A 21660-nucleotide genomic window follows, 5' to 3' on the forward strand; every position below is an offset into this window, starting at 1 on the left:
TCTTAAATGGACAGGGAAGCCGAAAGGCTTTGAAACAAATCCTATAGGAATCCAGGAGTCATTCCAGGTATCCGGATCCAACTGGAAATTCTCTTGGATTGAGCTCTTACTACTAATATACGAGGAGGGAATATGTTTATGCAAATTTCGGCAAAATCGCTGACAGACACGTATACGCTGAACAATGGCGTGAAGATCCCGGTGGTCGGGTTCGGGACGTGGCAGTCCGCAGACGGTGACGAAGCGTACCAGGCGGTCCGCTGGGCACTGGAAGCCGGCTATCGCCATATCGATACGGCCTGTGAATACCTTAATGAAGAATCGGTAGGAAAGGCAATTAAGGATTCCGGAGTTCCTCGCGAAGATTTGTTTGTAACGACTAAACTCTGGAACTATCAGCGCAAATCGTATGACGATACACTGCATGCTTTTGACGATTCGTTGACCCGGCTGGGTCTGGACTACGTAGATTTGTATCTGATTCACTGGCCAAACCCGATTGAGTACACCGATCGCTGGCAGCAACTCAACGCGGACAGCTGGCGGGCGATGGAAAAAATATATCATGACGGTCGTGCAAGGGCGATCGGCGTTTCCAATTTCCGCGAGAATCATCTTGATGAACTGGCTAAGACTCAGACTGTGGCTCCGATGGTCAATCAGATCTTTCTGAATCCCGGCGATCAGGAAAAAAGTCTGGTAGCTTACGATCAGGAACACAATCTGTTATCAGAAGCCTATTCGCCTCTTGGTACAGGTCAATTGCTCCATGTGCCTGAACTGGCCAGAATTGCCGAAAAGCACGGTAAGTCGGTACCGCAGATCCTGATCCGCTGGAGTCTGGAAAAGGGCTATCTGCCGCTGCCTAAGTCAGTCCACAAACCGTACATTCAGTCAAATACCGAAGTCTTTGACTTTGAACTGGATGACGACGATTTGGCTCAGCTGGCAAAGCTGGATGGTAAAGGGGCACAGCATCAGGATCCCGACACCAATACGTATCGCCATGTCATTCCATTTCTCAGCAAAGCAAGTAAGTAAGCGCGTGTCCGGACCGGATTTGACTGAACCTGGCCCGAACCCGGGCAGCCGGAAGGGGATTTTTTCGGGTCTCGTGTTTTGAAAGAAGATGGGAAAAGCAGAATTTTGTTTTTGTTGCTTTCCCGTTCAGGAACATCTCTCAGGTCATGTATTCTGAGAGATGTTCTTTTTCATTTTCAACTTTTTTATCGATTCGTTTTACAATGCTGGTGCTGATCCTGTCAGACAGAAAAAAATGATCCGCATCATATGCCTTAGCGGAGGCTGATCGGATCATCTTAGTTTATAGCATCGCATCCGCTCTAAGCGGATATTGCCATCCCGCCAGTGCCTGCACACTGGCGGATTTGTTTTCCTTTTTCTCAGAGAAGGACATCCCCGCTGACGGATCTTGATTCATCGTCAGAACAAGGTCCCGACGCCATAAGTAACGAGCATAGTCAGCCCGCCAACCACGACATTTCGCAGCACGGCCCGTCCCTTCGGCGCTTCTCCCAAATGAGCACTGATGTAACCGGTCAGGGCGAGGGCTGCGAGCACGGCCAGAACGGTAAACTGAACCCGGACAGGAGCCGGAAGCAGCACAATCGTCAAAAAGGGCAGAATCGCACCAACGGTAAATGAAAACATGGATGAAAAGGCGGCATGCCACGGACTCACGTATTCACCCGGCTGGATGCCAAGTTCCGCTGCGGAGTGGGCGGCAAGTGCATCTTTGTTCATTAAGTCGACAGCCACTTTCCTTGAAAGTTCCGGAGACAGCCCATGATCTATATAGATCTGTGCAAGTTCCTCGATTTCGCCGTTATAATCATCTCTAAGTTCTGCTTTTTCAATATCAACCATTGCTTTTTCCGTATCTTTCTGGGTGCTGACAGATACGTACTCGCCACCGCCCATCGAAAAAGCACCCGCCAGAAGCCCCGCAAGTCCTGAAATCAAAATCGTCATCGAGTTCGTCGTCGCGCCGGCAACCCCAAGGACGATACCTGCTGTCGACACAATGCCATCATTCGCGCCTAACACCCCCGCGCGTAAAACATTCAATTTCTGATTCATTTTACTTCCTGATTGTTCCTCTGCCATAAAGATACCTCTTTTCCTGAACTGATCGTCCTTCCTGCTGTTCCCACAAATCTCTACAGTGAAAATCAATTATTCTAATTGATAATGGGAATCATCATCAGGACCCTGAAAACGCACCAAGCTGCCACCATTTAGGTGACAGCCTGGATACAATACATTATAATTATTTTAATAATATCATTATCTTATAACGGACCGGAGAAAATGTCTACCAGAAAAGCACAACATTCCCGATGTTGCATGGTCCCGGACTTTTTCCCTGACAAAGATGCGAAGCTTATAACATACGTTGTGATGATCCTGCCACTCTTGCAGGCTGTTATACCGACAAGATTGTTATATTATTCGTTCTCTGAAAGATGAAGGTGCATACGATGAAAATCCTGCTCGCTGAAGATGATGTGCGCCTCAGCAGGCTGATCATGAAAATGTTGAAAAAAGAGCAGTTCACTGCAGACTGGGTTGAAGACGGGAAAGCTGCTTACGATCAGGCTGCAACAGGCAACTACGATGTTCTGGTTCTGGACTGGATGCTTCCCGGACAGAGCGGAGTAAACGTCAGCCGGACACTCAGGGACAAAGGATACAGCGGCGCTATTTTAATACTGACGGCGCGTGACGCGCTGGAGGATCGTGTCCATGGTCTCGACTCCGGTGCTGATGACTATATGGTCAAGCCGTTCGCTTTTGAAGAACTCTTTGCCCGCATACGATCGCTCTCCCGAAGAAATTTCTTTCCACTTGAAAAGAACGTCATTCGAACCCATGATCTGGTCATCGACCTGTCCGATCATATCGTAAAAAAGAGTGGAAAGACGCTCATGCTGACCCGCCGCGAGTATCAACTGCTGATCTATCTGGTTAAAAATAAAGGGAGAATTCTTACAAAAGAGATGGTCATTGGCAGCGTATGGGAGGAAGCGAGTGACGTCACATTCAACACGATTGAAGCTTATGTAAAGCGTCTTCGCCGAAAACTCGGCCTGTCGAAAAAAAACAGTTATATTCAGACTATTCGCGGTCTCGGTTATATGTGGGTGGATTAAGCATGTTTAAACAACTACAGAAGAGGCTGACGCTGACATACAGCCTCTTCTTTTTTCTTACACTTGCCATTCTTTTTGTGATTCTTTACTTTGTTTTTCAGAACATGATCTATCAGTCAGCCGAGGGGCAAATCGAAGAAATGGCGAGCAATCAGGCGACAGCGTTCAGCAAAGGACAGCGGATCAACAGCGGGCAATCAGAAAACTCTCCTTATCTGATAGGCCTTTTTTCGGAAAGCGGCAACGATCTTATCGATAAATGGAAATTACCAGACGACTTGCAGGATGATTTCGCCAGGCGGATCGCTGACCACAAGTTTTCCGGATTGATAAAATACAGATCTGCCGGAAACGGAGAAGACCTGCTGATCTATGCAATAAAACCCGTCAATTACAATCATGGATCTGCTTCCGGTTACCTGCTGGTTGCCAATGAATTGAAACAGACCCATGAACTGGTTGAAAGCTGGTTCCATCTGCTTGTTGTGCTCGGTCTCGCCGCAGCCTCCTTTTCGCTGCTCATCGCCCACTTTCTGGCCAGACGTGCTGTACGCCCAATTCAGCAGAATTATGAAAAGCAAAAAGCATTTGTCACCAATGCCAGTCATGAACTGCGTACGCCGCTCAGCGTGTTTTCTGCTTCTCTTGAATATTTTGAAACCGAAGAAAGGCATCGCATGTCCGAGTCATCAAAAGAAACCCTTCGTGATCTGAAGTCTGAAACAGCTGAAATGACCATGCTGATCCGCCATCTGCTGACGCTCGCTAAAGCAGACCAAAACAAGCTGTCAATCATTCGATCAGATTGCGACGTGCTGCATATTTTTCATGCTGTGATTCCGTATTACCGTCAGAGAGCGCTGCGCGAAAACAAGTCTTTCACAGTCAATCTCCCGAATCATCCGTTAATCATCCATGCGAATCCGATCGAAATAAGGCAGCTCCTGACCATTTTCCTTGACAACGCCATAAAGTATACAGAAGCACATGATGAACTGGCGCTAAAATCATGGGCAGAAAAAGACGGCCGGAATTTCTGCTTCGAAGTCAGAGACACCGGTATCGGCATAGCCGAAGTCGACCAGAGGCATATATACGACCGGTTCTACCGCGCGGAAAAGGGAAGGGCGCGTCAAAGTGGCGGGAGCGGACTCGGCCTGTCGATCGCCCATGAACTTGTTGATGCCTATCATGGACAAATCCGCCTTGAAAGCAAAGTTCATGAGGGAACTGTTTTTCAAGTCGCTCTTCCCATTCTCAGGCATCGCAGATAATTGAACTGGAACAACCAGATAATAGCCTTACGGATAACCTGATTCTGAAATATCATGAATTGTTCAGTTATCTTTCAGTTTCCTTTTGTATCATGATGGCAGAAAAGGAGACGATAGATATGTCTGGAATACCGCTTCACCCGTTGCTTGTCCATTTCCCGATTGCGCTGCTCCTCATGGGAACCGTTCTGCAGATTGTCGCAATTTGGAAGAAAAAGTTTTTTGATAAAGCCGCCCTGCTCCTGTTGTCGACCGGATTCATTTCCGGAGTTGCCGCCTATCTTTCAGGAGGGGGAGCGGTCAGGTTTGCCGCTGCGCATTGGGGCAGTGCCTATAAGTCGCTTGCTGAGATTCACGAACTGTACGCGTTCGCCACGATGGTGCTTTTTGGTATCGCCATCAGTTTACGCATGCTTCTTCATTACTTTCGAAGAAAATTCCTTATGCCGCTCATACTGGTCTTTTGCATCCTGGGATCGGTCACTCTGGGCATAACCGGCCATTACGGCGGCCAGATGGTGTACGTTCAGAAGCACGCCGGGTCCGCCGTTACAACGCTGACTGTCAGTCGGTGAATATACAGTTTTATTGATTACTGGTCAAATGCTTCATGTTGATATAAAAAGTGGCTTTCTTTCCCCCGCCCCCGTGACTATGTGTCAGAGTGACTTCATAAAGTAGCTTATACGGGGAGGGAGCTAAGTTGCAGCGGAAATTTCCGGACTTTACATCAGCACATTTTCTAAAACAGCATATCTTTGATACGGTTAACTTTTATGCACCGCGATGCGCAGATCATGTTCATGGTGGATATATCAACTGCTTTCTTGATGACGGAACCATATGTGATTATGAAACGAAGCAGCTTGTGGGTCAGGCAAGATTTTTGTTTATTTTCAGTGTGGCATCCATGTTGCATCCTGCCCGGGCGTACCGGCAACTGGCAGAGCGCGGCATTTCATTTTTGCAGAACCATCAACACGACCCCGTTCATGGCGGATACTACTGGGAATTGAAAGGCCAATGTGTCACTGATTCAACGAAAAAAGCATATGGCCATGCCTTTGTTCTGTTAGCCGCAGCTATGGCAGCAAGAGCAGGCATCTCTTCTGCTGTTCCCATGATTGCTGATACATTCGATGTATTAGAACGCTATTTTTGGAGGGAAAAAGAGGGGCTTTATCTTGATGAAATCTCAGCCGACTGGTCCGAAATATCTCCCTATCGGGGACAGAATGCCAATATGCATCTATGTGAAGCCATGATGACCGCCTATCAGGCCACCGGGAACAGGCGTTATCTTGATCGGGCCAAACGCATTGCTGAATCGGTCATGTTTCGTCTTATTCCCCAATCGGGCGGCCTCATCTGGGAGCACTATCATGAAGACTGGACCATCGATTGGACGTACAATTTGGGCATCACGAAAAGTGAGCTGCGTCCTTATGGCTATATTTTGGGTCATTCCATTGAATGGAGCAAGCTGCTGCTGCTTATGGAACAGCTTGAACCCGGCAGTTGGCGTGTACCGATGGCAAAATCCTTATTCCGTTGCGCGCTTCACCTGGGATTAGACCGTGAGAACGGAGGGATTTACTTTAGTATGGCTCCTGGGGGTCACATCATCGATTCGGATAAATACTACTGGGTCATGGCAGAAACGTTAGGTGCATCAGCACTATTTACCGTATATGATCGCAGCAGTCTGTATCTCTACAATGATCTATTTGCCTATTGCTGGACCTATTTTATCGATCAGCAAAGAGGAGGCTGGTATCAACTGCTTAACAGGTTCAACCACCGTTACAGCAATATAAAAAGCCCGCCTCCCAAAACAGATTATCATCCCATAACGAATTGTCTCACAGCATTAACATCCTTTTACCCCATTATGAAGCGACAAAACCGCCACCGTTAATATGAATGGTCTGTCCCGTGATATACGAGCCATCACCTGAAGCGAGCAGCACATAGACAGGGGCCAGTTCGTATGGCTGACCTGCACGTTTCATTGGGACGTTACCTCCAAACGTTTTCACCATATCAGGTGTAAACGTTGCCGGAATAAGTGGCGTCCAGATGGGTCCCGGAGCAACAGCATTCACTCGAATTCCCTGGTCGACGACGTTATTGGCAAGCGCCCGTGTAAAGCTGACGATTGCCCCTTTCGTCGTCGTATAATCGATCAAATCCTTACGGCCAATGTAAGCGTTAATCGATGTGGTATTAATGATGCTGCTTCCTGCATGCATATGAGGAAGGGCAGCCTTTGTCATGTAAAAAAAGGGATGTATATTGGTGTCAAACGTTATATGCCACTGCTCATCACTAATATCCACAAAATGGTTTTGGACAAACTGAACCGCTAAATTATTGACGAGGACATCCACTCTGCCAAATGTTTCAAGGGTGCAGGTGATGACATACTTACAGTGCTCTCGGTTACGTAAATCCCCTGGAAGTAAGAGACAGCGCTGTCCCAGCTGCTCAATTGCCTGCTTTGTTACCCTGGCATCTTCATGTTCATCGAAATAGGCAAGGACCAGATCTGCGCCTTCTTTTGCGAACGCTACCGCAACTGCTCTGCCAATTCCGCTGTCACCACCACTGATGATGGCAACCTGGTTCTTCATTTTTCCGGTTCCAATATAGTGAGGATTATCATAAACAGGTCGAGGGATCATTAAATATTCCAGGCCGGGTTGTCTGGCCTGATGCTGGGGTGGGAATGTGTAGGTGACTTCTTCACACTTGATTTCTGATCCGAAATCGAAGGACTTTGAATCCATGATAACACCTCTTTAGGCCATTTACCCGTAATGTATTCAGAGGAAAAAATAATGTTAATGCCCAGGCTGGATAGGTCCTTTTTGTGTGTCAGTTCCTCCTCAACTGTTGTTTTTAAACCTTATCGTTAAAAGATAGGCCAGAATAATAGAAACGACGATCAGGAAAAGGTCAATCAGGAAGGAGCCCGGAGTTGAATAAAATGCGTTTGAAATATACCTGAAGATATACAGCATAAAAAGAAAGTTAATCATGTACTGGATCCACCATACTATTTTTTCTATCATATCTAAATCCCCTTCCCATCTCTGTTAAATAGCAATAAAAAACACGCCTTAAGTTCCATTAAGTATACTTTATGGCGCGATATTTAGAAACTACTTTATCAGGCGCATACGCATGTTGTCCTTCCTCCTTAGCTCGAATCATTTGGCGGATGAACGTCCCGGAGTCATTTGCAATCTGCTGTCCCTTTGGAATGAATTTACGGATCATCTCATTGTGACGCTCATTCAGGAATCCGCGATCAATATAATCGTATAACGTACGCGTCCGGACCCTGACCTTGTTTGTCCACTTCGGATCCCTTTTCTGCTGCACCACAGATCGCGTCCGGAGACCATCTGTCTGGAGACAGGATCTCTTCTCGGCACAGGTGAAGGCAGACGAGTCCTGTTACCCGCGATTTCTTTTTTTAAATAGCTGATGTAATGGGTTAGTCGCATGTGAATCACTTTTCTGACGGTATCCCTTCTTATTTTTTCCGGTTGCTTTTCTTTGATGCGTCCCAGGGGCATCACCAGCATCAGTAGAGAGTCGGCCCGCAGCGGATATACATTTTTTTCAAACCTCCCTCGTCACTCACCTGCGACACGGTTCACTGTGACGCGGCAAATAGAAAATAAGCGGATATTTTCCGGTTAGGGGCAGAACGGAAATCTTTTCCGGGGGGGTATATAAGCGGATATTTTCCGATTATGTCAGGCAAAAAGCTCCATTTTCCCGTTTCTCCAGTCAATAGGCGGAGTCTCTCCGTCTATTTTAGCTATTTATAAATTTAATGACTCAGTAAGCAGAATTTTTCCGTCTATTCATCTGATCATGTGCTTAGCCTGATCCCCCCAACCGATAAGAGTGGATCCCAGGTCATTTCCACCAATATTTTCCATATGGGAGTCAATTTCCCCGATAGTCCCTGATTTTTGACCCTGCGACTTCAGATTTTTCCTCTATTTTGAGAGAAAATGATTTCATAACTCGTTATAATCCCTTTTGACAAAGGGGATTCCCCACGTCAGAAATAGAAACAGCCATGCGTGCATGGATAAGATATTATAATGAGTCTGGCATTAAAGAAAAACCCGGTGGTCAGAGTCCGATTGAATTTCGGATTTCAACCACCGGGCAAGCAGCTTAAAACGGTGTCCAACTTTTGGGGTTTACATCAATTCTATTGTCACTTTTCTCCTGTTAAGGCTTAGTCGCCTGAATGTTCGATGAGACAATATATTCTTCAATCCCTGTTTTCGGAGACCAGTCCCTGATAAATTCTTTTGAAGTGTCTTTAGGTTCAATGCTTATATCCTGAAAGCCAGCATCTTTCAACATGTTTTCCAAATCACTGATCGATGATGCACCGGAGATACAACTGGAATAGGAGGTATCGAGATCATTCTTAATCTCCGCAGGCAATTCTGCTGTCAATACAACATCAGAGATAGCAAGCCGCCCCCCTTTTTTCAGAACCCGGTATGCTTCTTTCAAAACCTGAGGCTTATCCGGTGCGAGATTGACCACGCAATTAGAAATGATCACATCTATCGTTTGATCTCCGACTGGAAGATGTTCAATTTCTCCGAGGCGAAAATCAACCTGATTAAAGGATCCTTTAGCTGCATGACTCCGTGCTTTACTGATCATTTCCGGCGTCATATCCACACCGATAACGTGTCCCCTGGAACCAACCTGATGGGCGGCGAGAAAACAATCGAATCCGCCTCCACTGCCGAGGTCGAGAACAGATTCACCCGGCTTTAATGAAGCAATAGCCTGCGGATTTCCGCATCCCAGACCCAGATTCGCTCCTTCCGGAACAGCGGACAATTCCTCTGCTGAGTAGCCGAGTTTCGCTGATACGTTGTCGCGTTCTGCAGATGAATTACAGCAGCAGCCGGCATTGGAAGAACAGCAGCCTGAAGCTGCTTCAGGCGCCACTTCAAGGGCAATTTTTTGATAACGATGACGAACGTTTTGTCTGATTTGATCGTTAGAAAGGCTCATAAAAGGTTACTCCTTGTTTCAATTATTTTAATAAGGTTTCTAATCGCAATACTGTAAAAAACTTTCTGTTGCAATAATTGATTTATTATCACTTGTGATTCGTGCTTTTAAACCAAGTTCAGCATGACGCTTTACTTTTACCCAAATAGAATCGTCGATAGATATACACCCACCAGAGTAATAAACAAAACAGGGATAGTAATCACTATGCCGATTTTAAAGTATTGCCCCCATTTAATTTTTACGCCTTTCTCTGCAAGTACATGGAGCCACAGTAGAGTTGCCAGCGATCCAATTGGGGTCATCTTTGGTCCAAGATCGGCACCGACAACGTTTGCGTAAACCAGGGCACGATGCATGATGCCGGTCATTGACGTCGCATCAATAGACAGAGCATTAATCATTACGGTCGGCATATTATTCATTAAGGCGGACAGAACGGCAGAGACAAAGCCCATCATTACCGTTCCTGCAAAAAGTCCACCCCTGGCTCCTGTTTCAATCACGCTGGCAAGCAGTTGAATAATCCCCGCATTCCTTAATCCGTAGACAACGACATACATACCTAAAGAGAAAAAAACGATCGCCCATGGTGCACTTTTCAGAATCACTTTTGTATGAATTGCCGGGCTTCTGTTGCCGAGTATCAAGAAAATAAACGCGATGGTGAGCGCAATAAAGGATACTGGAATGTTAAACAGACTGCTTACAAAATAACCCGCAACCAGTATGATCAGGACAAACCAGGAGATATGAAACATACGAATGTCCTTCAATGCTGATGAAGGGGTTTTCAGATCAGAGATCTCATATTGATGCGGCCAGTCCTTACGAAAATAGAGATACAGAACCGTAACACTGGCTACAAACGAAAAAAGAGTTGGTATGAACATGTGTAAAGCGTAACGGCTAAATGTGATGCCAAAGAAATCAGCTGAGACAATGTTCACCAGATTACTGACAACAAGTGGCAGCGACGTTGTATCGGCAATAAACCCACAGGCAATCACGAAAGGAAAAACACGCCGTTCATCAAATTTTAGTGCCCGAACCATGGCCAGTACGATCGGTGTCAAAATCAATGCACCCCCATCGTTGGCAAACAAGGCAGAGATGAAAGCACCCAGTATGGAAATGAAAATAAACATCCGGATACCGTGCCCATCTGCCAATCGTGCCATATGGAGAGCTGCCCATTCGAAAAAGCCGATGTGATCCAAAATTAATGAAATAATGATGATCGCAACGAATGACAGGGTTGCATTCCATATGATTCCGGTGACGGTCCAGACATCATTGAAATGAACCACACCCACAAGCAAGGCAAGTACGGCACCCCCGCAGGCTGACCAGCCAATCGAAAGATTTTTCGGCTGCCAGATGACCAGCGTCAGAGTCAGTAAAAATACAATTATAGCTAAAACTGCAGACATCATGTTTTCCCCTTTTCTCCCTGAACAAAAATTAAAATAAAGCCAAAAATAAAGTGGAGCCAGAATTTAGTAAATTCTAACTCCAATGTAAGTAATGGAGGATGGCTTAGCAGCAACCGGAAGGCCCGCACCCACAACCTCCTCCGTCAATGACCAGACTCCCGTCAACAACGCTTATCGTCAGTGAATCTGTCTGCTGCCCGGTTTCCTGATTCATGATCACCGGGACACCATTGATTGGGGTTGGCTGCTCACCTGATTTCTTATGATCCAGAGCAAATTTCAGTGAAACGCCGCAACAGCCCGGTTGAGTATCAACACGCAGACAATCGCAGTTGTGTTCCTCCATACTTTGATTAAGCATGACTTTAGCTTCATCTGTAACCTGCAACATTTTTCTTTACTCCTTTTGATGTATTAAGAAATTTTGAGCCCCTGTACTTTCATGCCTTTTCCCAGCCAGGGAATGACAACAAAATGATGTCCTGAATCCTCCGCTATGCGATGAATCCATGTACGTTCGGCCCTTGCCCGTGTTTTCAGCAATGCATTTTCCGTCTGTGTGATCATCAGACTCTGATTGATGACCCACCAGGCTGGCACGATCCCGGCACGCTTCAAATCTTTTGCCAGTCGTTCAGACTCAAACACCGGTGTGGTCTCTGCCAGCGTGACAATGACAACCGCTGTTTCCCCGGGATCTCTTAATCGGGGCAACAGATGCTGAACTGAGGCAGGAACTTCGCCGGCCGAATGAGCTATTTCCCGATGATAGGCTTCTGTACTATCCAGAAGCAGCAATGTGTGTCCGGATGGGGCGGTATCAATCACAACAATTTCATTTTTAGACCTTTCAACGACATTGGCGAAGGCTCGAAAGACAGCAATCTCTTCTGTACATGGTGATCGAAGGTCTTCCTTCAGATAAGCCAGACCTTCCTCATCCAGTTGATCCCGCGAACGGTCCAGCACCGTCTTCCGATAATCCTCAACCTCTTTTTTCGGATCAATCCGGCTTACTGTAATCTCTCCATACTCTGAGGAAATGGGATCTAAATGGCCGGCCGGATCTGTCGTCGTCAGGTGAACCTTGTTCCCACGCGCTGCCAGTTCCACAGCTATTTTTCTGGCAATCGTTGTCTTGCCAACGCCGCCTTTTCCCATCGTAAAGATAATACGCTGTTTTTTCTTGAGTAAATCATCAATCATTACCTGAAATTCAGGGTACCCGGCAGAGTCTTCTCCAGGTGTCAGGCGTTCGTTCCCCTTATCTTCATCTGAAAAATGATCTGAAAATAATCGTCTGATGTTTTGGACACCAGTCATGTTAAAAGGCGCAAGAAGAATATCGAATGACTGCAGGTCTTTCAGTTCTTCAGGAAGATTGGCCAGTGCCTGGTTTTCTCGTTCCAGAAAGGCAGCGGCTAAAGCATCATCCGCGCTCGCTCTTTTCATTCGTCCATTGATCAGCAAATACTGTTTTTTTATTCCTGTTTTTTTCAGCTCTCCGGATGCCCGGGCCGCTTCTTTTATCGCTGAAGTCTCCGGACGGGTAACCAGCATCAACATGGTTTTTGTTCGGTCCGAAAGCGCCTGAACCGTTTCTTTATATTGTTTTTTCTTATCGCTTAAGCCGGCAAGCGGGCCCAGGCAGGAAGCACCATGTGTGTTCTCCTCGAGAAATCCGCTCCATGCCGTCGGCAGCTGCAGCAGGCGCAGAGTATGTCCGGTAGGTGCCGTATCAAAAATGATGTGGTCAAACGATTGAACAACTGACTGATCCGTTAGCATTGAAGAAAAAGCATCAAAAGCCGCAATTTCTACAGTACAGCTTCCGGAAAGCTGCTCTTCCATCTGTTTAACGGCTACATCCGGTAACTGATCACGGTAAGGACCAACAACTCTTTCCCGGTACTTAGATGCCGCTTCCTCCGGATCCAGATTTGAGACAAAAAGATTGGGCACCTCAGGTATTTCTTTATATGCCATATTCAGTGGCGTATCAAAAACATCTTGCAGGTTGGAGGCCGGATCCGTGCTGATCAACAGTACCTTTTTCCCCTCGTCTGCCAAGGCAGTAGCTGTCGCGCAGGCGATAGAGGTTTTTCCGACCCCGCCTTTCCCTGTAAAGAACAGGAAGGGTGTTAAATCCATGGATTGAGGATGAAACAGGTGAGACATTTGAATCTCCTTCTTTCCCTTACTTGTTCACCACGTTAAGCTTGATTTGAAACTGCTGCTTTTTACCGATTTCGTCAATGGATACTTTCGTCCAGTCAGCCAGTTCCTGATTGCTGGGATAATTTCCCTTTTTAACGACCTTTCCATCAGCAATCGTTACAGGAAGCACATCCATGCCTTCACTTTCCAGCAGATCCTGGATGGCCTGGTTTTTAGCAAAAGCCCCCGGATGATTCGTTAAATTAAAACGGGAAATATTCACTCCGCCTTTTCTCAAATTGTGCACGGCACCGGTGATCCGGATCAGTTCCGGATCAATACCGGGTCCGCAGACACCGGTTGAGCAACACATGGCTGGTTCAAAAATTTGAATGGTTTTCATCAAGACCCACCTCCGTTTTTAATGATTCAGTGACTTCTCTTCTTCTGCAAACTGTTTGATTCGTTTACCAATGCCATCACGGACACGCTGGAACACCGCCCATTTTTCTACCTCTGTTCCCTGTGCTTTTGCCGGATCCTCGAACCCCCAATGTTCTCTTCGAACATGAGGAGGGGTCATTGGGCAACGTTCTTCTGCATCACCACAAAGCGTAACCACCAGGTATGCCTGATTTAACAGGTTTATGTCGATGACCTTCGACCTCTGCATCGAAATGTCAATACCGACTTCTTTCATCGCTTTTACCGCGTTCGGATTTAGTCCGTGGGCTTCAATTCCAGCTGAACGGATGTCAAATTCTTCTCCTAAATATTTTTTACCAAACCCTTCAGCCATCTGACTGCGACAAGAATTACCGGTGCAGAGAAAGTAGATGATTTTTTTCATGTGGACGATTCCTTCCATTTTAACTAACAACTGATTTGAGCCATGCTCATATCACTTAATGAAATTTTAGTTACACTCAGGACTTTCACATCTGCTCACATGCTGATCCGGCAGAGAATCAATAATGACAGACACATAATCTGGAACTGATTTGTTCAGACTGTAATACACCCAGGTCCCCTGTTTTCTTTCCTGGATAATGCCTGCCAGACGCAGTTTTTTTAAATGCTGACTGATCGCCGGCTGCGAAGCATTTAGCAGGTCAACAAGTTCACACACACACAGTTCCCCGTGCTTTAAGTAAGAAAGAATCGTAAGGCGTGTTTTATCCCCAAGCAGTTTAAGCAGGGAAGAAGTTTCAGCTACATCTTCAACTACTGCGTTCATATATTCACCTCCGCTTATATTTCCTAACCTTTATATTACTGCAAACTTATATATATTGCAATGAGAAACCATACTCTTTGAGACATTGAAGCAGAAAACTGGATCAGGTCTGCTGAGCGTTATTTCAGCCGTCTCGACCCTCAGCGTAATCGTGCAATTTTATCTTCTGTCCAATGATTCGTTCGGTTCGAATCACCCCTGAAAAAGAAAAGACTGTTGCTATGATTAACTCATAGTAACAGTCTCAGTAAAGAACTTTTTTTCGACGGTACAATATATCTTACTTACTTATTTACAATTATTCCACCGTTACCGATTTGGCCAGGTTTCTGGGTTTATCAACATCGCATTCGTTCTGCAGGGCCGCATAATAGGCGATCAACTGCAGTGGAATGGCGCAAACAAGTGGTGTCAGGGCTTTGTGCACTTTGGGAAGCACAATCTGGTCACCGGGCTGGCTGGTCACACCATCCATACTGATGATACAGGTATGAGCGCCGCGCGCCGAGACTTCTTCGACATTATTTCGGATGCTGTTATTGACATTTTCCTGTGTGGCAAAGGCGAGAACCGGGGTTCCGTCTTCAATCAGGGCAATGGTACCGTGCTTCAGCTCACCGCCTGCAAAGCCTTCCGCCTGAATATATGAGACTTCTTTCAGCTTCAGTGCGGCCTCCATGCAGACGTAATAATCAAGGCCGCGGCCAATATAGAACGCGTTATGTGTGATTGACAGATAATCACGGGCAATGCCCTGAAGCAATGTTTTTTCATCAACCATCTGTTCCATCGCCTGAGCAGCGATACTCAGTTCATGGGTCAGGTCAAAGTCAGGTGTCATACCCTTTCGCTTCGCAGCCGCTACGGCAAGAAGTGAGAAGACAGCGATCTGTGCGGTGTAGGCTTTGGTCGATGCGACGGCGATTTCCGGTCCGGCATAGAGCAGCATTTTATAATCTGCTTCCCGGTAAAGGGTTGAGCCTTCCACATTGGTCATTGTCAGAGTCGGGTAACCCAGCTTTTTGACTTTAACCAGGACGGCACGACTGTCGGCCGTCTCACCGCTCTGGGAGATAAAGATAAACAGCGGTTTCTTCGAGAGAAGCGGCATATTATAGGAAAATTCACTGGAGATATGCACTTCTGTCGGGATCCCTGCAATTTGCTCTATCAACTGCTTTCCGACAACGCCGGCATGATAGCTGGTACCGCAGGCGATGACATACACGCGGTCGCTCTTCGTCAAAGCGTCAACAATGGCCGGATCAACCTTTATATTACCCTTCCCATCGCTGTACTTCTGTACCAGTCTGCGGATGACCGCCGGCTGCTCGTCAATTTCCTTGAGCATATAATGTGGATAAGCACCCTTTTCCGTATCAGCCGCATCAAAAGAAACGGTAAAAGGAGCTCTTGACTTCACGTTGCCGTCCAGATCTTTGATCGTATAGCTGTTCCGCGTGAGGACAACAATTTCCTCATCCATCAGTTCGACATAGCGTTTTGTCTTCTGAATCATGGCTGTCGCATCACTGGCAACGACATTGAAGCCATCGCCAAGTCCGATCAAAAGCGGGCTCTTATTTTTTGCGACATAAAGCGTCTCACTGTTTTCGGAGTCAAGGAGTGCAATGGCGTAAGAACCGTCAATCAGTTTCAATGTCTTGCGCAGGGCTTCCTCCACACCAAGTCCATCGTTTACAAAGCGTTCAACCAGCTGAACAGCCACTTCCGTATCCGTGTCGCTCTTCATCGGGACGTCAGCGAGATAGTGCTCTTTCAGCTGACTGTAATTCTCAATCACCCCATTATGAACGATGGTGAACCGCCCGGAAGCGCTCTGGTGTGGATGAGCATTCCGACGGCTGGGTTCGCCGTGCGTCGCCCAGCGGGTATGCCCAATACCCAGTGTGGCATGAACAGCAGGATCAACCGATTTTTTCAGAACGTCAATCCGCCCTTTTTCCTTAAACACATGAACGCCGTCGCCATTGAGCAGAGCAATCCCCGCCGAATCGTAGCCGCGGTACTCGAGATTAGTCAGACCCTTCAGTAAAATGTCACTTGCATCCTCATTGCCAATATAGCCAACAATACCACACATAGGAATGAACCTCCCTGTGAGGCAAGAAAGCTCAGGGGGCAATCCTGCCCCACTTGTTTTTTTGTGCTTACTGTCCGGGTTCTGTCCAGAAAGTTGCCTTCCTGTTTTGTGTGCGGACTTACGGTGCAAGCAAACCGAGAGGCATCCGCCGAGTTCTTCGATAAACCTCTTCCTCGTCAACTATTCCTGTATTTTCTCCGTCACTCGGAATAGTCCAGGCGCTTTCTATTCAGTTCAACTGCCCTCTTTTCCATTTCTGAGTCAAACACATGACTAGTCTATCAATCCTGCATGCCCTTTCAACTGTTCTTTCTGCTTTATATTTATTCGCAGGAAGTGTCTCCTGTGCAGGGCCATTTTACAGATTATATAAATAAAGGCTTATTGTCTGATCTTGCCGCCAAGCGCAGACTCAATCACCTTGGCAATACGGGAAACAAATGCATCGCAGGCCTCTTCGGTTGGTGCTTCTGCCATCACACGAATGAGCGGCTCTGTCCCTGACGGACGAACCAGGACGCGGCCGTCTCCCGCCATTTCTGTCTCAACCTGACTGATCACCGCGGCGACAGCCGGCTGATCGGTCACATGGAATTTGTCAGCAACCTCGAGGTTCACCAGTTTCTGAGGATATTTCTTCAGCCCGGCCGCAAGTTCGGATAATTTTTTCCCGGTTGCCTTCATGATGCTGACCAGCTGGAGTGCCGTCAGCATGCCATCTCCGGTTGTCGCGTGGCTGAGGAAAATAATGTGGCCGGACTGCTCGCCTCCGAGTACGTAACCACCGGCACGCATTTCTTCCATGACATAACGGTCCCCGACCTTTGTCTGCTTTGTTTCAATCTGGGCCTCTTTCAGTGTTTTATAAAGGCCAAGATTACTCATGACCGTTGTGACCAGTGTATTCTTATTCAAAAGTCCCTTAGATTTCATATAGGTTGCACAGATATACATGATCTTGTCACCGTCGATCACATTGCCGAGTTCGTCAACAGCAATCAGACGGTCCCCGTCACCGTCAAAAGCAAGCCCGCAGTCGGCCCCTTTTTCGACGACAAATGCCGAGAGCGCATCCGGATGCGTAGAACCCACGCCCTCATTAATATTCTTCCCGTTCGGTGAGGTCCCTATGGTCACAATATCCGCTTCCAGATCGGCAAACAGATGAGGAGCAAGTGAACTGGTTGATCCATTGGCACAATCCAGAGCCAGACTCATCGTTGAAAAGTCTTCATCCTCAATGGTCTGTTTCAGAAACTGGATATATTTCTGACTGCCTTCAAAATAATCACTGGAGGCGCCCAGGTTGACACCGGTCGGGCGCGGGAGGTCATCCTTTTCTCTTGCCAGCAGGGCTTCGATCGTTTCTTCCACGTCGTCACTTAATTTGAAACCGTCGCTGCCGAAAAATTTGATGCCGTTATCAGCTACCGGATTGTGAGAGGCGGAAATCATGACTCCGGCACTTGCATCCATGGCTTTCGTCAGATAAGCTACGCCCGGTGTCGTAATCACACCCAGACGCATGACTTCTACTCCAATGGAAAGCAGCCCCGCAATCAGGGCATCTTCAAGCATATACCCGGAAATACGGGTGTCGCGACCAACCATGACTTTCGGATGATCCGTCGTTTTTGTCAGGGCATAACCGCCTGCTCGGCCCAGTTTAAAAGCCAGTTCCGGTGTCAGCTCACTGTTCGCAACTCCTCTGACTCCATCCGTTCCAAAGTATTTCGCCATTTCCAATCTTCCTGCCTTTCCTTTCAACCTGGTTGCTGCTTTATTGTAAACTTCAGCCGGGTTTCTGTCAAAAGCCTTTTTAACTGATGGTTACTTTCAGTTTCCCCGGGTTTGATACGGCAGTCATGCCTTCAGGGACGGCAACAGAAACCTGAACCTGGTGATCGCCCGTATCCAGACCTTTAAGATCCACTTCTGCACGAATGTCGTCCCTGTCCAGACGGTCCATGTCGGAAGCTTTTCCTGTGACTGAAACATCAACAGCACTGTTATGATCCAACGTGGCCCTGCGGTTATCCGACAGATTGGCTGCAGTCACAGGAACAGAGCTGAATTTCCTTGTTTCAGTACTGGCTTCGCTCTGCCCCGACGATGATGATGAACCGGAACTGTCCGATGATGAGCCAGAACTGCCCGATGAAGATGCGCCGGAAGATGATGATGATGAATCCCCATCCTGACCGGAAGCCGGCTTTTCAGAGGGAACAATGTGCACCGTCACTTTGACGGTTTTTGGCGTTACCTTTGTTGCACCCGGCGGTACGGGGACATTGACATTCACTGTTCGATCCTCTTTCAGACCATCAACAGATACAGACAGCGGTTCAATGGCCGTGATCTCATTCAGTGCATCTCCATCTTCAGCGAATACAGTGGCCTGTTTTTCTGAGAGCTCAAGTGAACTTACTGAATAACCATCGGCTGGCTTCCCTGTTGTAATACCCTGAATATCTAATTGTTTTGAGACTCTCGTAATCGGCACACGCACATGTACGGAGGACGGCGAAATATCCGTATTAACCTGGGATCCACTGTTATCGTAAGCGTGCAGTGAGATCATTTTGTCTACTGTGGAGTCCGCCCCTTTGAGGTTAACCACGCCTCTGACAAAGGCAATAGAATCCACCGTTTCTTTGCCTCCGGTAATCGTCACGCGCTGCTGATCGATAACTGGATCCCCGATCTGATAATCTTCACCTATAGAATCCTTATTCAGGATATCCACTGAGACCGGCATTTCTTTACTTGTCTTCTCCTGAAGCGTCACCCGTACCTTACGGGGAACAGGTGTCACCTTAAGTCCGCCCGGGAAGCCTTTCGTCTGAATCTGTACATCATAGGTTCCCGGCTTCATTCCTGTCATGTCAATAAATGCACTTTTACCTGCAAGCGGACGGGCCTTCAGAATCAGGTCATTTGAACCCGTCAGGCGCAGGTTGACCCGCTCAGGGGCTCCGCTGATCACGTACCGATCCGAGTCGTATCTCGCATCTAATTTTACGCTCATCGTCGTCTGCTGTGAACCATCAGCTGTTTTACTGACGTCCGAAGGGGCAGGAGGCTGACCGTTGCCTGCAGTCACAATGGCGTAAAGCATCATCGCAGTGACAAATGATATGATTTTTACAAACCAGTTGTTGTGCAGAAGTTTATCCATGATGTTTTCCTCTCCAGTTGAGAAATGAGGACGAAGCCGGTGCGGGATTGTTCAGTTCATGCTGCAGCATTTCCGATAGCTGTTCTTCTGATATTTCCCGGAACATTTCACCGTTTTTTGTCACCATGATGCCGCCCGTCTCCTCTGAAACGACGACAGTCAGTGCATCGGTAACCTCACTGACCCCCATCGCCGCGCGATGCCGTGTACCCAGCTCTTTGGAAATAAACGGGCTTTCTGACAGTGGCAGATAGCAAGCTGCGGCAATAACTTCATTGCCCCGGATGATCACTGCTCCATCATGCAGCGGCGTGTTCGGAATAAAGATATTGATTAATAACTGAGAGGTCAGATTTCCGCTGATCGGAATGCCAGTTTCAATGTAATCATTGAGCCCTGTCTTGCGTTCAATCGACATCAGGGCGCCAATTCGCCTTTTAGACATGTAAGAGGCAGCTTTGACCACCGACTCGATCATCTGTTTATGCTGCTCTTCGACAACTGTTCCTCTGGAAAACAGTTTACCACGACCCAGCTGTTCAAGCACGCGTCTGAGTTCCGGCTGGAAGATCACAATGATCGCGAACAGCCCATATGTAATCGCATTGTTCAGGATCCATTCGAGCGTTCTTAAATGAAACAGACTGCTCAGGAACCAGACCCCGACAATGAGCAATATACCCTTCGCAAGCTGAACGGCCTTTGTGCCCCGGATAATCATGATAACCTTATATATCAGATAACTGACAATCAGAATATCAATAATATCCGTAAGATAGTTTAAAATGTTGAAATGAGCCCATAAAGACATGGCTTTTCTCCTCCAAATCAGCCGTTCGTATCACGATATGAATACGGGGCCGGCGCAATCCTGTACGGCCCCTCAGGCAGACAACAGTAAAGTCCGAATGACTCAGCCGGAAGGTCAGGGTGCATCCGGACACCGTTCACTCCTATTTTTCATTCAGCAGTATGAATCAATGAATACGGGAGAGCGCGGGACTATTCTTTCAGGAACGCTCTCCCGGCAACTTAAGCATAATAAAATGGTCATCATTTTTCTCTGAAAGCTGGTTCTGCCGTCCCGCCCTAACCATAAGATAGGACACCGGAAGTGCGCAGACCACAACAGCCGAAAGCAGGGGATGACGGGATGTCCATGTCCGGATCGCATGCCTTTTTTCTGCGGGAAGACGTTCTATCACACGCTGCGTGAAGTTCTCCGGCAGCTGCGGGCGGCTCAGCTGATGCAGCAGTTCTGTTGACAGCTGAAGTTCATGAAAATAATTCCGGCAGCTGTCACATGAGGCCAGATGCTGATCAAGCTCTTCCCTTTCACTTATCGTCGCCTCGCCATCACTTACTTTATTCATTAATGCAAGATATTTTTTATTAGAACACGTCATCGTTTCTCACCTCTTGAAGCCACCAGGGTTTTCCGCAGCATTTCCCGGCCGCGGTGGACACGGGTCTTGACCGTACCGATGGGAAGGTCCATCACTTCGCTTATTTCCTTCAGACTGAGTTCTTCAATGTATTTCAGGACCACAGCAGATCGATATTTTTCCGGAAGCTGTGCAATGCCGTGCTGAACCCACTGTTCCGTCTCACTGCGCAGCAGGTGTTTATCCGGGTGAGATGATTCATCCGGATCAGACAGCATCGTATTGAGTGACAGGCCATCCGTTCCGGGAACTTCAGCATCCAGGGAAACGCTGGCCTTCTTTCTGCGCAGGGAATCGATGGACAGGTTTGTCGCAATCCGGAAGATCCATGTAGAAAAACGACGGTTCATGTCAAATCGATCAATATGGTTATAGGCACGAATAAATGTCTCCTGGGACAGATCTTCTGCTTCCTGACGATTTCCAACCATTCTGAAGCAAATATTAAATACGCTGTTCTTGTATCTGTCAACAAGTTCAGCAAAGGCCTGATGGTCTCCTTTTTTTACTTTTTTGATCAGCCGCTTCTCCTGATGTTCCATCCTGAACCTCTTTTGCAGCAATATTTTATACGATTTGAACCGGCGGA

General features: G+C 47.2%; 20 protein-coding genes and 1 pseudogene. 5 read left to right on the plus strand and 16 right to left on the minus strand.

Annotated elements, in window-relative coordinates:
* Window positions 1–138: 138 nt before the first annotated feature.
* A complete protein-coding gene (locus EWH91_RS11970) occupies window positions 139–1041 on the plus strand; it encodes an aldo/keto reductase (protein ID WP_129930273.1) in 903 nt (300 codons plus the stop codon).
* Window positions 1042–1443: 402 nt separating this feature from the next.
* Here EWH91_RS11970 and EWH91_RS11980 read toward each other — a convergent pair whose 3' ends face one another.
* Window positions 1444–2127: a VIT1/CCC1 transporter family protein gene (locus tag EWH91_RS11980; protein ID WP_129930274.1), complete on the minus strand. Its 684-nt coding sequence runs from the start codon at window positions 2125–2127 to the stop codon at window positions 1444–1446.
* A 374-nt stretch (window positions 2128–2501) separates the two neighbouring features.
* Here EWH91_RS11980 and EWH91_RS11985 point away from each other — a divergent pair, with 374 nt between their 5' ends.
* From EWH91_RS11985 to EWH91_RS12000, 4 genes are all read left to right on the plus strand, one after another.
* Entirely contained in the window at window positions 2502–3173 is a 672-nt protein-coding gene (locus tag EWH91_RS11985; RefSeq protein ID WP_129930275.1) for a response regulator transcription factor, read from the plus strand.
* A 2-nt stretch (window positions 3174–3175) separates the two neighbouring features.
* The gene (locus tag EWH91_RS11990) at window positions 3176–4447 is read left to right on the plus strand and encodes a sensor histidine kinase (RefSeq protein ID WP_129930276.1); all 1272 of its coding nucleotides are present in this window, start codon (window positions 3176–3178) and stop codon (window positions 4445–4447) included.
* Between the two features lie 119 nt (window positions 4448–4566).
* A complete protein-coding gene (locus tag EWH91_RS11995; protein ID WP_129930277.1) occupies window positions 4567–5022 on the plus strand; it encodes a DUF2231 domain-containing protein in 456 nt (151 codons plus the stop codon).
* 128 nt (window positions 5023–5150) lie between these two features.
* Complete coding sequence (locus EWH91_RS12000; protein WP_129930278.1) at window positions 5151–6365, plus strand: AGE family epimerase/isomerase; 1215 nt, start codon at window positions 5151–5153, stop codon at window positions 6363–6365.
* On the opposite strand, the gene EWH91_RS12005 is transcribed toward EWH91_RS12000, so the two are convergent.
* The 15 genes and pseudogenes from EWH91_RS12005 to sigW all read right to left on the minus strand — a co-directional run bounded on the left by EWH91_RS12005 (window position 6337) and on the right by sigW (window position 21613).
* Entirely contained in the window at window positions 6337–7236 is a 900-nt protein-coding gene (locus EWH91_RS12005; RefSeq protein WP_129930279.1) for an SDR family oxidoreductase, read from the minus strand. The genes EWH91_RS12000 and EWH91_RS12005 overlap by 29 nt on opposite strands.
* Before the next feature lie 511 nt (window positions 7237–7747).
* A pseudogene (locus EWH91_RS15175) lies at window positions 7748–7871 on the minus strand (IS30 family transposase); the annotation flags it as partial.
* A gap of 833 nt (window positions 7872–8704) precedes the next feature.
* The gene (locus EWH91_RS12020) at window positions 8705–9514 is read right to left on the minus strand and encodes an arsenite methyltransferase (RefSeq protein WP_129930282.1); all 810 of its coding nucleotides are present in this window, start codon (window positions 9512–9514) and stop codon (window positions 8705–8707) included.
* Between the two features lie 137 nt (window positions 9515–9651).
* Window positions 9652–10947: an arsenic transporter gene (locus tag EWH91_RS12025; protein ID WP_129930283.1), complete on the minus strand. Its 1296-nt coding sequence runs from the start codon at window positions 10945–10947 to the stop codon at window positions 9652–9654.
* A 106-nt stretch (window positions 10948–11053) separates the two neighbouring features.
* Window positions 11054–11341 carry a hypothetical protein gene (locus EWH91_RS12030; protein WP_129930284.1) on the minus strand — a complete coding sequence of 96 codons (288 nt, stop codon included), beginning with the start codon at window positions 11339–11341 and terminating at the stop codon, window positions 11054–11056.
* Window positions 11342–11364: 23 nt separating this feature from the next.
* Window positions 11365–13128, minus strand: a complete 1764-nt coding sequence (gene arsA / locus EWH91_RS12035) for an arsenical pump-driving ATPase (protein ID WP_129930285.1) — start codon at window positions 13126–13128, stop codon at window positions 11365–11367.
* A gap of 19 nt (window positions 13129–13147) precedes the next feature.
* A complete protein-coding gene (arsD, locus tag EWH91_RS12040) occupies window positions 13148–13510 on the minus strand; it encodes an arsenite efflux transporter metallochaperone ArsD (protein WP_129930286.1) in 363 nt (120 codons plus the stop codon).
* Window positions 13511–13528: 18 nt separating this feature from the next.
* Window positions 13529–13957: an arsenate reductase (thioredoxin) gene (arsC, locus tag EWH91_RS12045; RefSeq protein WP_129930287.1), complete on the minus strand. Its 429-nt coding sequence runs from the start codon at window positions 13955–13957 to the stop codon at window positions 13529–13531.
* 66 nt (window positions 13958–14023) lie between these two features.
* Window positions 14024–14344 carry an ArsR/SmtB family transcription factor gene (locus EWH91_RS12050; RefSeq protein ID WP_129930288.1) on the minus strand — a complete coding sequence of 107 codons (321 nt, stop codon included), beginning with the start codon at window positions 14342–14344 and terminating at the stop codon, window positions 14024–14026.
* Between the two features lie 298 nt (window positions 14345–14642).
* Window positions 14643–16448 (minus strand): glutamine--fructose-6-phosphate transaminase (isomerizing), encoded by a 1806-nt coding sequence (gene glmS, locus EWH91_RS12055; RefSeq protein WP_129930289.1) that lies wholly within the window; start codon window positions 16446–16448, stop codon window positions 14643–14645.
* 381 nt (window positions 16449–16829) lie between these two features.
* Window positions 16830–18188 (minus strand): phosphoglucosamine mutase, encoded by a 1359-nt coding sequence (glmM, locus tag EWH91_RS12060; RefSeq protein ID WP_129930290.1) that lies wholly within the window; start codon window positions 18186–18188, stop codon window positions 16830–16832.
* A 79-nt stretch (window positions 18189–18267) separates the two neighbouring features.
* A complete protein-coding gene (locus EWH91_RS12065; protein WP_129930291.1) occupies window positions 18268–19626 on the minus strand; it encodes a CdaR family protein in 1359 nt (452 codons plus the stop codon).
* Window positions 19619–20437 carry a diadenylate cyclase CdaA gene (gene cdaA, locus EWH91_RS12070; RefSeq protein ID WP_129930292.1) on the minus strand — a complete coding sequence of 273 codons (819 nt, stop codon included), beginning with the start codon at window positions 20435–20437 and terminating at the stop codon, window positions 19619–19621. Before cdaA ends, EWH91_RS12065 begins: the two co-directional genes overlap by 8 nt.
* A gap of 199 nt (window positions 20438–20636) precedes the next feature.
* Entirely contained in the window at window positions 20637–21032 is a 396-nt protein-coding gene (locus tag EWH91_RS12075; protein WP_129930293.1) for an anti-sigma factor family protein, read from the minus strand.
* On the minus strand, window positions 21029–21613 hold the full coding sequence (sigW, locus tag EWH91_RS12080; protein WP_129930294.1) for an RNA polymerase sigma factor SigW: 585 nt from the start codon (window positions 21611–21613) through the stop codon (window positions 21029–21031). Before sigW ends, EWH91_RS12075 begins: the two co-directional genes overlap by 4 nt.
* Window positions 21614–21660 lie beyond the last annotated feature (47 nt).

The organism is Sporolactobacillus sp. THM19-2, from assembly GCF_004153195.1.
In the GTDB taxonomy this organism is placed as follows: Bacteria; Bacillota; Bacilli; order Bacillales; family Sporolactobacillaceae; genus Sporolactobacillus.